Origin of the sequence: Desulfovibrio ferrophilus, from assembly GCF_003966735.1 — a bacterium.
Lineage (GTDB): Bacteria > Desulfobacterota > Desulfovibrionia > Desulfovibrionales > Desulfovibrionaceae > Desulfovibrio_Q > Desulfovibrio_Q ferrophilus.
Map to the genome: position 1 here is coordinate 2102064 of NZ_AP017378.1, position 13769 is coordinate 2115832.

The following is a 13769-nucleotide window of genomic DNA, read 5'->3' on the forward strand; positions in this document are numbered from 1 at the left end:
GGATGCGCACAGGAGCCCTCCGTCTCATCCACGATAGCAGCATTTACGACCCTGCGCCACGGCTCGTGCAATGTCTTTCGAAATTCCAGTAGGTTGGCAGGTGACCTCAACCATGTGCCCTCCTCCCGAATGTATGCTCCGGTTGCTCATTCCATCCGTGGGGTGTAAATCGTTTGCATGCGTTCACCAATCCAAGACAACCCGGCGCCAGACACTGCCACTTGGTATGACGACCACGCACGTTCCTTCTTTGATGAAACGGTGGAAATTGAACTGCCCCATAGCTATGATGCCTTTCTGCCGCGCATTCCCCCGGGCGGGGCCATCCTTGATGCAGGATGCGGATCGGGCCGCGACAGCAAGCGCTTTGCGGAAATGGGGTACCAGGTCGAGGCCTTTGACGCCTCACAGAAAATGATCGATCTGGCCCGGCAGCATTCAAACCTGAACATCAGACGCCTTGAATTTCAGGATGTGGATTTCCCCCCCAGATTTGATGGGGTCTTTGCCAATGCATCGCTTCTGCATGTCCCGACCGTAGAGTTGCCAGGAATTCTGAAACGACTCGCAGCAGCGCTCAAACCAGCCGGAGTCTTCTTTGCCTCGTTCAAACATGGGCAGGGTGAATACTTCAAGGACGAACAACTCTACGTCTGCCTTCAGGACGAGACGAGCCTTAAATTGGCCGTCACGCAATGCGAACTGCTCACACTCCAACGCACCTGGACAACACCGGACAACCGGCCCGGCAGAAGCAGTGAACAATGGCTGCACATGCTGGGCATTCGCAATCTCACATTAAAATAGTCTTGTTTGGTTTTGACCAATAACATGTATTTGGGCTATTGTTCCGCCCATACGTCGAGCCAGACAATCTACTACGATTCAGACAATTTTGACCGAGACTACATTCAAGGCCAGCAACATCAATGCATCAAAATAACGGCATCACAATCCTCTCGATCGATGACGAAGAAGTCATCCGTGAAAGCATCGAAGCCTATCTGGAAGACAGCGGCTACACCATCATCCAGGCAGAAAACGGACGCGTTGGACTGGAAGTATTCCGCAATGCCCACCCGGATCTGGTTCTGGTGGATTTGCGCATGCCCGAAGTTGACGGGCTGGATGTCCTGGCCAAAGTCACCAGCGAGCGCCCCTTGACCCCCATCATTGTCGTCTCTGGAACCGGCGTGCTCCACGACGCCATCGAGGCCTTGCGTCTGGGAGCCTGGGACTATGTGACCAAGCCCATTCAGGACATGGCAGTGCTGGAACATGCCGTAGTCAAGGCCCTGGAGCGAGCCGAACTGCTCCAACAGCGCGATCAGTACCAGACCCATCTGGAATCGGAAGTTGCCCGCCGCACAGCCGAATTGACCGCAGCCAACCAGAGACTTGAGCAGGAAGTCACCGAGCGCGAACGTGCCCAGGAACAAATCAGAAAATCCTTGGATGAAAAGGAGGTTATGCTCAAGGAAATCCACCACAGAGTGAAAAACAACCTGCAGATCATTTCCAGCCTGCTGTACCTCCAATCTCAACAGATCGAGGACCCGGGCCAACGGGAACTGTTCATGCAAAGCCGTGACAGGGTTCGGTCCATGGCACTGGTCCATGAGAAGCTCTACCAATCCGGCGATTTGGCGCGCATTGACTACAAGAATTATCTGGAGACTATCACCAAGGCCCTGATGCAGACCTATCGCGATCAGAACCGCAAGGTGCGCCTTGACCTCGACCTCGAGCAAATCTTCATTCCCGTGGATTCAGCCATCCCGTGCAGCCTGCTGGTCAACGAATTGCTCACCAATTCCATGAAGCACGCGTTCACGGACCGGGCCACCGGAACCATCTGTCTCTCCCTTCGACAACTCGAAGGTGGCGTCCAGCTCAAGGTCAGTGACGATGGAATCGGCTTCCCTCAAGGGCTGGACTACCGGCAGACCGAAACCCTGGGCATGCAGCTCGTAGTCAACCTCGTGGGACAACTGCGCGGCGAAATCCAGGAAGACTTTACCAGCGGGACCACGTTTATCATCACATTTCCCCTGTAATCCGCCGATCGCCCTCCCCGGCCGCTCCCTCAGGCAGATGCGCTCCCGCACCCCGGGTGCGGAGCGCCTTCACGCATTCCGTATCGCCTGTTCCAATCCGAAAGCCCTCATCCCGGCAGAACAGGCTTTTCACGCGCCGTAAACTACTCGTGGGTTTTCTTCATGCGGCAATCACCGCAAAGCCCCTCCACACGCATCTCGATACGGTCTACAACGGAATCCTCGGGCAACAGGTCCGAATCCAGGGTAAAGGCCCCAGGTGGCAGGCAACGCATGGCTCCGCAGCGGCTACAATAAAAATGGCTATGTGCACATGCGCCAGCATCTCCCGAGCAATATCGATAGCTTCTATCCGGCCCCGAGGTCCGCACCACCAGATGCCGTTCAACCAACGCATCCAGAGCGCGATAGACGCTGACCCGGTCCGCATCGCCCTGTTCCTGCACACGATCCAGGATTTCCGCCTGAGCCAATGCACCAGAGGCATCCACGACGGCCTCCAGCACACGAACACGAATGGATGTGGCCCTCAGCCCCGAATCGCGAAGCAGGTCTTCACCTCTCATGCTTCGCCCTCCCCGCTATGGGCCACCTTGCGCCAGAGGGCATCCAGAGCCTGCCCCACAACAGCGACGCTGATGATCGCCGCGCCGGAAGTCAGATTCAGGGCATAGGCTAGGGCCAGACCAATCATGCAGAATACTGCCGCCAACACCGTAGACAAGGCCATCATGCCACCCAAGGATCGGGCACGAGACAGAGCAATGCTCGAAGGAATCGTCAGCAGGGCAATCACCAGGATCAATCCCACCACCCTAATGACCATGACCACAGAGGCACCCACCATGGCCAGCATCAGAAAATGCAGCATCAGGACCGGAATCCCGCGCGTTGCGGCAAATTCACGGTCAAAGGACAACGCCATGAAGTCCTTGTAGAAGTACAGGACCAGCACAATGATCAAAACATCAAGAGCAAGCATCATCCAGATGTCGGCCCGCGGAACGGCCATGATGCTGCCAAACAAAAAGCTCATCAAATCCACGTTGTAGCCCGGTGTGAAGTCAAGAAGCAGAATACCCAACGCCATTCCACCAGCCCACAACGCACCAATAAAGCGATCGGCCTTGTCCATACCCTTGGCCGTGGCCCCAGCCATGAGTCCACCTGCGGCCACCGAGAATCCCACCGTGCACGGCAAGACCGGCCAGCCCAGAAAATAGGCCAGCCCGACACCGCCATAGGCGGCATGAGCCACGGCTCCTGCCAAAAAAACGATACGGTTGACCACCACCAGCGTACCAATCACCCCGCAGACCACACTGGCCAGCAATCCGGCATACAGGGCGTTACGCATGAATTCGTAAGACAGAGCCTCAATCATGATCATGACCTCCATCGGATGGGGCTCCATGGCCTTCACGGTCCGGGCAACATCCCGGTGCGCCGTGGTGCGGCACGACACGGTGCGGCACATCCCCATGGGTGAACACTTCCACCGGGCAGGTATGCTTGTCGCCATACATCATGGTCAGCATCTCGCGGGTAATCTCCGGGCGCGGATGAAAATGCACGCTGCCATTGACGCAGGCCACGGAATGCGCACCACTGGCAACCACGGAAAGATCATGGCTCACATAGACGATGGTCACTTCCCGATTCAATTCGGCCAGCAATTCCAACAGGGCACAGCGGCCCTCTGCATCCACGCTGGCGGTGGGTTCATCCAGAAACAAAATCTCCGGGTCCGAGACCAGTGCCCGAGCAATAAGAGCCCTTTGGCGCTGCCCGCCGGAAAGCCTGGTAATCCGTCGATCCTTCAGGGACAACATCCCCACCCTGTCCAAGGCGCGTTCAGCCCGCCGGCGTTCATCCCGAGTCCAGTGGAACCAACGACTGGTACCATCAAGGAGGCCCATCAGGGCCATATCGATAACCCGCGCCGGGAGCTCACGCCCAATCCCTGAATACTGCGGCATATAGCCCAAGCGCCCGGCAACCTTGGCTGGAGTCTTGCCCAGAACGCGGATGGTCCCGGCCTCCGGCTCCAGAATCCCCAGCAACAGTTTGATCAGAGTACTCTTGCCTCCGCCGTTGGGCCCCAGTACAGCAACATATTCCCCTCGCCGGACCGTCAGGTGCGCTCCCTGCAGAATCGCAGGGCCACCTTCATAACCAAAATCAAGATCCCGAACTTCTATGACCGGTTCAGACATTTCAGCGTTCCTCCTTCATGGCAGCGGCCAGCTCTCGAGCAACGCGACGCAGGTTGGCATCCCAGTCCTCGGCCAACGGATCAGCCAGCACCACACGCCCATCCAATTCATCGGCCACGATCTGTGCGGTTCGACGCGACATCTGTGGCTGCACGAAAACGGCGCGAACGCCATGTTCCAAGGCCTCCTGCACAAGATCGTGCAATTCCCGAGGGCTGGGCTCGCGCCCCTGAACCTCGATGGGAATCTGCCCCAACCCGAATTCACGCGCGAAATATCCCCACGAAGGATGGAACACAAGAAACCTGTTTGAGGGCAAATCCCTGAACAATGGTGCCAGTTCGCGCTGCAATGACGCAATTGTGGCAAGCACCCGCTCTGTGTTTGCCGCATACTGTGCGGCGTGCATCGGGTCAGCCTCGGACATGGCCTCCCGCACGTTGTCGACGATGATAGTGGCAAGCCGGGGGGACAACCAGATATGCGGATCCAGCCCCTGATGGGGCTCAAGCACCTCCTGGTGCACCTGCACATGAGACTTGCCCTCGTGCCCTGTTGGTCGCTTGGTTGGTTGCTTGCCGTGATCGCCCCCGTGAGCTTCGCCCTCACCATGACCATGCTCGGTCATTGGCAGTTTGACGATGCCTGCGTCCAAACGATGCACCACCAACTCCGGATTCACCCCTCTGAATCTCGGAAGCCAGGAATCCTCGAATTCCCCGCCGATAGCCAGATACAGGTCAGCCCGTGCCACGGCCGTCATCTGCCTGGGCTTGGGCTCATAGGCATGAGGACTGGCCCCGGCTGGTATCATCACCTGCACCTCGGCCAAATCGCCAGCAACCTGCCGGACAAACCAGGCGGCGGGCGGAATAGAAACCAACACCCGAATCCCTGCGGCCTGAGACGCGGTCGGAACAAGTACCATCAATATGAATATGCAGATAATTTTTCGCACAAGAACCTCTCCTGCCTAGCTGTCAGACAAACCATAATGCAACTCAGTTGCATTTTATGTCAACAGCTTCCCCATTCTGAACGAAAAGCCAGGAGCTATCATTCCCCGGAGAAATCGACATAGATATCGATATAGTCACTGACCCCGCTACAGGGGTTGGTGATGGACTGCAAACGCCAGAAGGGCCGCCCATCCTTGCGCACGAACCACATCCGTCCCTGTCGCACACAGGGCTTGCCCTCATTCAGGAAGCCAAGGGTTGTTGTGACCGTCCCATGGAACGTAAAATTATCCTTGCGCACAGTGGAAATACGCCCATCGATGAGTAGCTCGTGCCCTTCTCTGCCCTGGGAGCCGGACAACCAGTAGACGCCACCACGGTCTTCAATCCAGGCTTCTCCAATGGGGTCCCCGGAAAGCCACTGCAGGCGTAGAGGGTGCCTACCCAACAGTTTTTTGAGACCGGCCTGACTCTTGACTTCAGTCTTGGGAACCACTGAGTCCTCAGCCTCGGAAACCTCAGGAGCAGCAGGGAGGAGTGGGGAGACAGGCTCCTGCTCAATCATCACTGTGAGGTCTTCAGAGGCGGCTGACTCAGCTGGTTTGGGTTGTTCGGCGGGAGCAGATCGATCTGTAGGGCTTGATGGCTCGATGACGACAAGCTTCCCCTCGGGATCAGGCTGTATGGTCCCAGGCAGTTGAACGACCTTGCCGTTGAGTATAATCCGGCCTCGCGGCTTTTCGGGCGTGATAGGGACACCATTCTCCCCGGCAGTATCCTGCCCTGCCTCATCGGATTCGCTGCCAGAAAAGGCCCCCTCGGGTTGAGAGGTCTCTGGAACCGTCCCGGTGTCAACAAACTCAATGGGGTCACCAGCTTCCAAATCCGTAGCAGTATCAGAGTGCGGAGCGGGCTCGTCCTCCAAAGCCACGGCATCGGGGGCAACGGCCAGCAGTCCACTGTTCTGGAACAGACGGTACAGATTCTCCAACTCACGGACGCGGGCTTCGGTCAACTCACGCAGGATATGGATCTGCTCAGCCATCCCCTGCTGCCCACCAGGTGAAGCGGCGGAAGAAAACAGTTCAAAATTCTTGTCGCGATACTTGAGCCAACCCCGTTGCCCATCAAGGAGCATAGCCCTGGCATCCTTGTCCAGGACCTCCATCAGCGTACGATAAATCCTGTTCAGATCATCATCCGCAGCATCCAGTTGCACATTCTCGCAGTGCATCCTGTCAGCCGGAGACAACTCTCCACCGCAGTCCACCAGACCGGAAACCCTGCTGGATGAGTTATCCTTGGTTTGTGCCGATGCGGGCATGACCTGCACCACCACTCCGAACCAGACAAAACACATTAAAAGTCGCAACATCTTCATATTCCACACTCTTGCCACAGCACGCATGAAATTGAAAGTCTGCCCATCAATAAAGTGACTCCGCTCAGCCTTCACGGCACGGTAAAGCAGCAATTTTTACCAGGATATCTTCAGCGCCTGTCACACGTCGCGACTAACACAATGACTTTCATCGGCTTGCACCATGGCATTAACGGAGCGTCAAAAGGATCGGGATAAAACAACACACTTGAGCAGTGTTGAAGCCTGTCTACTGATTTGAAAAGGATTGCGAACATCACCGGTCATGCCAAAAAGCATAGGAATGGATATTCAGTGCAACGAAACCGAAAAAGCCATAGCAGCGCTATGGCAATACAGCCTGACAAAGAGAGGGGAAACTCCTGTCGAGTGAGCGGCGACAAGAAACAGTAGGGAACCCGCATAGAGCAGAACTGGGTAATCAACGCCGCGCGAATAGCGGCAAGGGGGCGCGAAGAACCCTTTTCTTAGGTGTAACGGGGTTCTTCTTCACGCACGACCTGGAAGGCCTTGCTGCCCTTGACCGTACCGGGAAGACCATAGAATTTCCGGACGCCTTCCACCTCGGCCTCCAGTAGTTCCTCGGTGTCGGTATCCAGGAGCAGGATATCGCCGATTTCCAGATTCAAAAGCTGGCGGCCTGTAATCTTGGCCTGCCCCAGTTCAATGACCATCTCCACCGGAGTTTCCAGCAGGCGTTCCTTGAATCGGGCAATCCAGGCATGGTCCACTTCCAGTCGTTCGGACTGGAAAGAAGCATGCAGCTTGGAGCGAATGGGTTCGAGAGTGGCGTACGGCAAGCAGGCAATGAGCGAACCAATGGCATTTTCCAGCTCAACCTCGAAGGTCACGACAATGACCACATCCGAAGGCGGAACAATGGCTGCAAACTGGGGGTTAATCTCGGAGCGGGTCAACTCGATATGCACTTCGTGCACAGGTCGCCAAGCGTCTTCCATGTTGGCCAAGGCGATCTTGACCACACGATCCACAATGGCCTGCTCAATGGGGGTGAAATCACGCCCCTCGACCTTGGGCTGACTCCCCGCACCGCCGAAGAAATTTTCAACCAATGCAAAGACCAAGCGCGAGTCCACCACCAGCAGCGCGTTACCACGCAGGGGGTCCATCTTGAAAATATTGATGGAGGTGGGAACGGGCAGGGAACGCATGAAGTCCCCGAATTTGGACATGTCGATGGAAATGGGGTTCAGGTCAACGCGCTTGCGCATGGCGTTGGCCAGAGCATTGGTGCACAAACGAGCAAAACGATCGTTGACGATCTCAAGGACCGGCATACGACCACGAATGATACGATCCTGGTTGGCCAGGTCAAAGGAGACTACCCCGGAGTCATCCTCCGGAATATCCGCCTCTGCTTCTATTTCGCCCCCGGAGAGACCACGAAGCAACGCATCAACTTCGTCCTGATCAAGAATCTTACTCATGGATTCGCCTTCCTGCGCAATTCATGCCCATGCGGCAGTATCTGCCGTTGCGGGCTGCATTTCCGGTTTTCGAAACCTCTTCGAAATACCCTATGCCCCAAGGCGTTACATCCGCGGATTTCCGCGTCTTACGGGGAACGCCCCGCCAGCTCACCTGTAACCCGGCCCTGCGCCATTTGGCAACAAAACCGTTCAACTCACAAGTTATTGCAAAATGGAAGCCAAAGAGCCGGGACCACGAGATTTATGCTGCAGGCCAAGGAAGCCAAGGCAATTAGGCACTCGCATGGCACGGACAAAGAAATACGGGGTGTCGGTGTTCCGACGGCGTCCCCATGTGGGACGCCGTCGGAACACGGTGTAATATGAAACTATTTGGAAAAAGCCCTGAACGCAGCACCGTAGGCAAACATGAGGCTGGCATGAATCAGCGCATCCAGAGCATCGCTTTCTGCCCAGCCGTGCTCCTTAAGAATGTCCACATCCGCCTCTCCGATTTCCGAAGGGGCATCCAGGGATTTGGTCACGAACTCCAGCATAGCTACGTCCTTGGGCTCCAACGGTAGCTGGGCGGGGTTCGTGGCAATGGCCTGCAATTCATCCGCGCTCATGCCATGACGCTTGAGCATTCCCCCATTGAAATCAATGCAATACTCATAACCTTCGCGACTCGCCACCAGATACCGCAAGGCAGGTAAAAGAGGAAAACCAAGAGTCTTGTGATTTTTATAATAGCGGATGAATCCACCATGCACTTCCAGCAGATGGGGGCTGGCACTCAGTAACTGCAACGGCACCGGGACACCGATTTCTTCGGGAAACAAGCCATAGATCTCGGCCACGGTTCCGGTGGCTTGCTCGGGGGACATGTGTTCGATCGCAAACATTTCTTTCTCCTCGTTGCTCACTATTAATAATAGACCGGTCGTCTATCTTTGCTCCAAAAAAATAAAAGAAGACCGACGCGCTACTCGGGCAACGGAACGCCCAGCACCCGCTCAAAGGCCATGCGCATGAACAGGTTCAGTGGCTCGATATCCTTGGTCACCTTCATGCGCACCAAGGCACCGTGCCAGCCGGACACAAGGAAATAGGAAACCTCGCGCACATCCAAGGCAGGGTCGAGCGCCCCTGCTTGTTGTGCCTCTGCCAGCACAGAGCAGTACATGCTAGCCATGCCGTCAATGGCGTTCGACAAACGCTTGCGAAAGGCGGGACTCAAGTCCCCCATCTCTTGCGCCAGGTTGCCCACAGGGCATCCGAGAGAACATTCCTGAGCCTGATAAAAATCTCGAAACTTTTCATGAAGCACTCTGAACCGCATCAGAGGCGAGCCGTCGGTCCCGGCAAGAATCTCCATAGCCATTTGCCCAAAATGCGCCACATAATGGTCCACAACCTGAAGCCCGAAATCCTCCTTATTCTTGAAATAGAAATAGAAGGAGCCCTTGGGAATATCAGCGGCATCAAGGATCTCCTTGAGCCCCGTGTTGTTGAAGCCATTTTTGTGAATGATCCGCGCGCCGGCCTCAATAATGCGTTCGCGGGTTCCCTGCTTTTGAGTCTTCATTTGGCATTCATTAGACCAGTCGTCTAGTGAATGTCAAACAAGGAGATCCTGACAATGATCCCTGCAAAATGAATACGATCCTTGCCTCCCCCCCGGCTCGGCAATCTGAAATTGCTCCCTCTGTACAACCACAAGTGCTCGGGGTTGCCAAAATATCACTGTCGCGTACAATTAAGTTGACCTCATCATTCGGGAAACGCAAAATAGACATATGGACCAAGCGCACGAATTCAAAACCATCTGCGTCGTCTCCGGCCAGGAAGATCATCTACGCAGGGACAAGCTGAACATCAAACGGCTTCGCCCCAAGACGATCATGGGCTTTTCTTCTGGTGGAGAGGGCGCAGGATTCCTTGCCAACCAAGATGTGGACTGCATCATCTGCGACTCCAACCTTGACGACATGGACGGTTGCAAATTCATGCGGATTATCCGCCAGATGCCCCGGCACCGCATGACGCCCATTATCATGGTCACGGTGGAGAACCAGAAGAATGCTGTGCTGGACTCCATCGCCGCCGGTTGCACGGGCTACGTCCTTCGCCCATATTCAGAAGAAACCCTTGAACGCCACCTGATGATGGCAGTGCAGTTGCAACGCTTCTCCGAAATCGAAGTTGAACAACTCAAACACGCTCAGGACATGGTGGATCAGGGCGACTTTGATGACGCAATTGAAGAATTCGAAGAAATACTTTCGCTGCAGGACGAGGCCCAAAAATACTACGACATGGGCTGCGACTATTTGATCCGCCAAAAGTACGGCAAGGCGATCATCTCTTTCAACAAGGCGCTCAAGATCAACGATCTTTTCGCCGAGGCCTATCAGGGACTGGCCGAAGCCTACAAGGGCAAGGGCAATCTGGACCGCTTCAAGGGCTACCTGCAAAAGGCCGCCGAGGTTCACGCCCAGTTCGATCGGCTGGAACAGGCCAAAACCATCTTCATCGAGATTCTCAAGCACGATACCAAGGCTCCCAATCCATACAACACTCTGGGTGTCCGATTGCGTCGAGCCGGTGACTATCCCGGTGCGGTTCGGGCCTACCGCCGAGCCTTGGAGATCACTCCGAAAGACGAGAACATCTACTTCAATATTTCAAAGGCCTACTTCTATATGGGCGAGCGCAAAAAGGCCCAACAGGACCTGAAACTCTCTTTGGATATTAATCCGCATTTTCCCGAGGCAGCCAAATTCTACAAGGAAGTCACGGGCAGACCCTGGTCACCGCCCTCTGGCGAGCCTATCTCCGCTGCCCAGGACACCAAAAGAGCCGAGACCATCAAAGACATCTGATTCTTTTACCCGACGACTCGGCAAGACACCTGCTCGCCCACAAAAAAAGGCTTCGCTAATCTGCGAAGCCTTCTTTCTTTGTACCAAAAACTGAAAATTTCAGGGCAAACTCTACTCCATCGGCTCAACTAGAATCACAATACGTCTGTTCTGAGCCTGATTCTCGGCTATGGCGTTCCCGTGAATATCCATATTGGGGCGCTTGGGACGTGTATCTGCCAGTCCCATGACCTGAACATGATCACGAGGAAAACCGTGATCAATGAAATAGCGTGCCACGGCAGAGGCCCGTGCGGCTGACAACTCCCAATTCGATGGAAATGCCGAAGACTTGATCGGGATGTTGTCGGTGTGACCTTCCACCGTCATGCGATAGGGGATACCCATCAGCGGCGGCGCAATGTCGGCCAGAATCTCAAGGGCCGTGGGGGTCAACTCCGCGCTGCCCAATTCGAAGAACACTGCTCCCCGCAGGTTTACCGCCACAGCATTGGGACGCATCTCCAGGGACAGAGCATCTGAAGCATGGCGGGTACGCGCAGTAATTTCATGCCGGACGTCCTCCATACTCTTGAGCCTTTGGCGCCACTCCGCCGGAATCATGGGCGCTTCCGGTTCCGGAGCCTTGGTCCCCATGGCCTCGCCCAACGACTCGGCCACCACCTCGTACTGCTCACGGTTCACCTCAGACACCGTGACCATGAGAATAAAAAAACAAAGAATCAGCGTCATCATGTCCGCGAAGGACAATTCCCACGCCCCGCCCTGCTCGCGCTCGGTGCGCTTGAACTTGACCGGACCGGGCATCAGGCCTTTCTCCGAGGCTTGCCCACGCTCTTCATGACCGTGATGGTGCTCCATCGACGCGGTGGCAGATAGGCCTTGAGCTTATCAAGAACAATGGCAGCCGGAGCCTTGTCCTTGATAAACAGCGTGCCATCGCGCACCAGCGACATCAGAATCACCCGCTCTTCAATGCGCTTCTCGACCTTCACGGCAATGGGTAAAAAGACCATATTGGCCAGCAGGATACCGTACAAGGTCGTGGTCAGGGCCGTGGCCATGGCCGGTCCGATTTCGCCAAGATTACTGCCCATGGCCTGCATCATTGCAATCAGCCCAATGAGCGTTCCGATAATCCCGAAGGCCGGTGAGAGCCGAGACATGGTGCGATAGATGCCCGCCGAGGACATCTCCTGCTCGTAGGTCTGCTGAATACGGGTATCCAGAATCTCTGCAATTTCCTCGCGCGAGTATCCATCCACCACCATCTGAATGGCGTCATGCAAAAATTCGTTATCAATACCAGGAATTTGCTTCTCCAGATGAACCTTACCCTTGGTGGACGAATCCTTGGCCAGACGCACCAGGGCGTTGACGTATTCGCCCATGGGCAACTCCTCTCGCCCCAGGGCGATGAGGAACAGCTGGAACACGCGCGCGACCTCACGCATAGGATAGCAAATGAAAGTCGCAGCGGCGGTCCCGCCCAGCACGATGGCCAAGCCAGGTAAGTTCAAAAAGACGGCAACGCTGGATGTAGCAAAAAAAGTTGCGAACCCCAACACGCCCATGCCGAACAGGATGCCGATAATTGTGGCGACGTTCACTTGATGAGCCCCTTGATGCGCTTGATGGTCTCGATGAGTTCGTCCTCGGCATCTGCGGCTTCCATCTCATCGAGATTCTCGATGGACATGGCCTGCTCCTGAACGATCTTGGACATCTTCTTGGAGAGATTCGAGAAGATGCGACTGCGCGCCTCGTCACCGGCCATGGAAGCCAGAATGGCCACCTTGTGAAATCCCAGGGAAGAGAAGCAGTCCTGTAGGGCCGCATTGTCCACATAAACGATGTCGTTGACGGTCTCCAGATCTTCAAGCTTGACGCGTTTCTTCTTGACCCGCTGGAAAAATTCGGTACCCACTTCCCCGACCCATGCCTCAACAGTCGGCTTGTGCATGAAGAAATAGGTTTCCGGAATCTCCTTGTAGCTCATCTTCTTGTAGATCGTCTCGGGCTTGGACTCGACAAGCTCGGCAAATTCATAGATATCGATAAACTCCAAACACTGGGTAAACGGGGCCTTGTCTGCGGGCATTTCCTGAGACAGGTTACGGGCCACGCTCATGAACTTAGCAAGGTCTGGAATGGTGAGGGTACGATCCTTCAGAAAATCGGACGTCTTGCGGGATCGACCCAGGGCGTCCTTCTTCATCACGGCCTTGCGCACATCATTCACGTCAATAATCTTCAACTTGCGCAAGCGGGTCACAACCTCGTCAATTTCAAGCTGGGTCACCAGCAGGATATCCTTGGCGGTGCGCGAGAACTCCGCATAGGACAAGCCGGAAGTCTGCCCTGCCTTGCCACCGCTCTTAGGGGAATGGATGTGAGCCTTGTACATCATCTCCAAAATCCCACACACGGACAGAAAGACATTCCCCGTGCTGCTTTCCGCTACGCGCCTGTTCACCGCACGGACCTGCTCAATCAGAAAACGGGCCAGACGCTGGATCGGCGCAGGGCTCTTCAGGAGCATAGCCTGGAACGTGTCCCGGTCCATAACAATGATCTCGCAAGGCTCCTCGGCCACTGCATTGGCAATACGCGTTCCCCCGCCGAGCAGCCCTTCCTCTCCGAAGATCTGCCCGGGTGTCACTTCCGCCAGCACCACTTTCTTGTTGTTGAGAATACGATACAGACTGATACGGCCTGTCTTGAGCATATAGGCCACGGAACTTTTCTGGTCTTCCTTGAAGATCACCTGACCCTTGTGCAGAGTCTTGTACTTTGTATCGGAATTGAAATCCATCAGCGCGGCCTCGGTATGAAATCAGG

At 55.4% G+C, this 13769-nt stretch carries 14 protein-coding genes; 3 read left to right on the plus strand and 11 right to left on the minus strand.

Features of this window, described 5'->3' with window-relative positions; genetic code table 11:
• Positions 1-177: 177 nt before the first annotated feature.
• On the plus strand, positions 178-807 hold the full coding sequence (locus EL361_RS09790) for a class I SAM-dependent methyltransferase (RefSeq protein ID WP_126379002.1): 630 nt from the start codon (positions 178-180) through the stop codon (positions 805-807).
• A 122-nt stretch (positions 808-929) separates the two neighbouring features.
• Positions 930-2057, plus strand: coding sequence for a sensor histidine kinase (locus EL361_RS09795; RefSeq protein WP_126379004.1), 1128 nt, complete (start codon positions 930-932; stop codon positions 2055-2057).
• A 143-nt stretch (positions 2058-2200) separates the two neighbouring features.
• Here the strand turns inward: EL361_RS09795 and EL361_RS09800 are convergent, their stop codons facing one another.
• The 8 genes from EL361_RS09800 to EL361_RS09835 form a co-directional block, all read right to left on the minus strand.
• Positions 2201-2623: a Fur family transcriptional regulator gene (locus tag EL361_RS09800; RefSeq protein ID WP_126379006.1), complete on the minus strand. Its 423-nt coding sequence runs from the start codon at positions 2621-2623 to the stop codon at positions 2201-2203.
• The gene (locus EL361_RS09805) at positions 2620-3441 is read right to left on the minus strand and encodes a metal ABC transporter permease (protein ID WP_126381405.1); all 822 of its coding nucleotides are present in this window, start codon (positions 3439-3441) and stop codon (positions 2620-2622) included. Before EL361_RS09805 ends, EL361_RS09800 begins: the two co-directional genes overlap by 4 nt.
• A complete protein-coding gene (locus EL361_RS09810) occupies positions 3434-4273 on the minus strand; it encodes a metal ABC transporter ATP-binding protein (RefSeq protein WP_126379008.1) in 840 nt (279 codons plus the stop codon). The genes EL361_RS09805 and EL361_RS09810 overlap by 8 nt, the downstream gene beginning before the upstream one ends.
• Position 4274: 1 nt before the next feature.
• The gene (locus EL361_RS09815; RefSeq protein WP_126379010.1) at positions 4275-5231 is read right to left on the minus strand and encodes a metal ABC transporter solute-binding protein, Zn/Mn family; all 957 of its coding nucleotides are present in this window, start codon (positions 5229-5231) and stop codon (positions 4275-4277) included.
• Positions 5232-5329: 98 nt separating this feature from the next.
• Positions 5330-6607 carry a lysozyme inhibitor LprI family protein gene (locus EL361_RS09820; protein WP_172961706.1) on the minus strand — a complete coding sequence of 426 codons (1278 nt, stop codon included), beginning with the start codon at positions 6605-6607 and terminating at the stop codon, positions 5330-5332.
• A 473-nt stretch (positions 6608-7080) separates the two neighbouring features.
• Positions 7081-8061, minus strand: a complete 981-nt coding sequence (fliM, locus tag EL361_RS09825) for a flagellar motor switch protein FliM (RefSeq protein ID WP_126379014.1) — start codon at positions 8059-8061, stop codon at positions 7081-7083.
• Positions 8062-8432: 371 nt separating this feature from the next.
• Positions 8433-8948, minus strand: coding sequence for a carboxymuconolactone decarboxylase family protein (locus EL361_RS09830; protein WP_126379017.1), 516 nt, complete (start codon positions 8946-8948; stop codon positions 8433-8435).
• A gap of 80 nt (positions 8949-9028) precedes the next feature.
• Positions 9029-9631 carry a TetR/AcrR family transcriptional regulator gene (locus EL361_RS09835; RefSeq protein WP_126379018.1) on the minus strand — a complete coding sequence of 201 codons (603 nt, stop codon included), beginning with the start codon at positions 9629-9631 and terminating at the stop codon, positions 9029-9031.
• Between the two features lie 211 nt (positions 9632-9842).
• On the opposite strand from EL361_RS09835, the gene EL361_RS09840 reads away from it, so the two are divergent.
• On the plus strand, positions 9843-10928 hold the full coding sequence (locus EL361_RS09840; protein ID WP_126379020.1) for a tetratricopeptide repeat protein: 1086 nt from the start codon (positions 9843-9845) through the stop codon (positions 10926-10928).
• Between the two features lie 111 nt (positions 10929-11039).
• On the opposite strand, the gene EL361_RS09845 is transcribed toward EL361_RS09840, so the two are convergent.
• From EL361_RS09845 to EL361_RS09855, 3 genes are read right to left on the minus strand one after another with little or no spacing between them, the layout of a single operon-like run.
• Complete coding sequence (locus EL361_RS09845; protein ID WP_126379022.1) at positions 11040-11735, minus strand: OmpA/MotB family protein; 696 nt, start codon at positions 11733-11735, stop codon at positions 11040-11042.
• Positions 11735-12538, minus strand: a complete 804-nt coding sequence (locus EL361_RS09850) for a motility protein A (protein WP_126379024.1) — start codon at positions 12536-12538, stop codon at positions 11735-11737. Before EL361_RS09850 ends, EL361_RS09845 begins: the two co-directional genes overlap by 1 nt.
• Positions 12535-13743, minus strand: coding sequence for a cyclic nucleotide-binding domain-containing protein (locus tag EL361_RS09855; RefSeq protein ID WP_126379026.1), 1209 nt, complete (start codon positions 13741-13743; stop codon positions 12535-12537). Before EL361_RS09855 ends, EL361_RS09850 begins: the two co-directional genes overlap by 4 nt.
• Between the last annotated feature and the right edge of the window lie 26 nt (positions 13744-13769).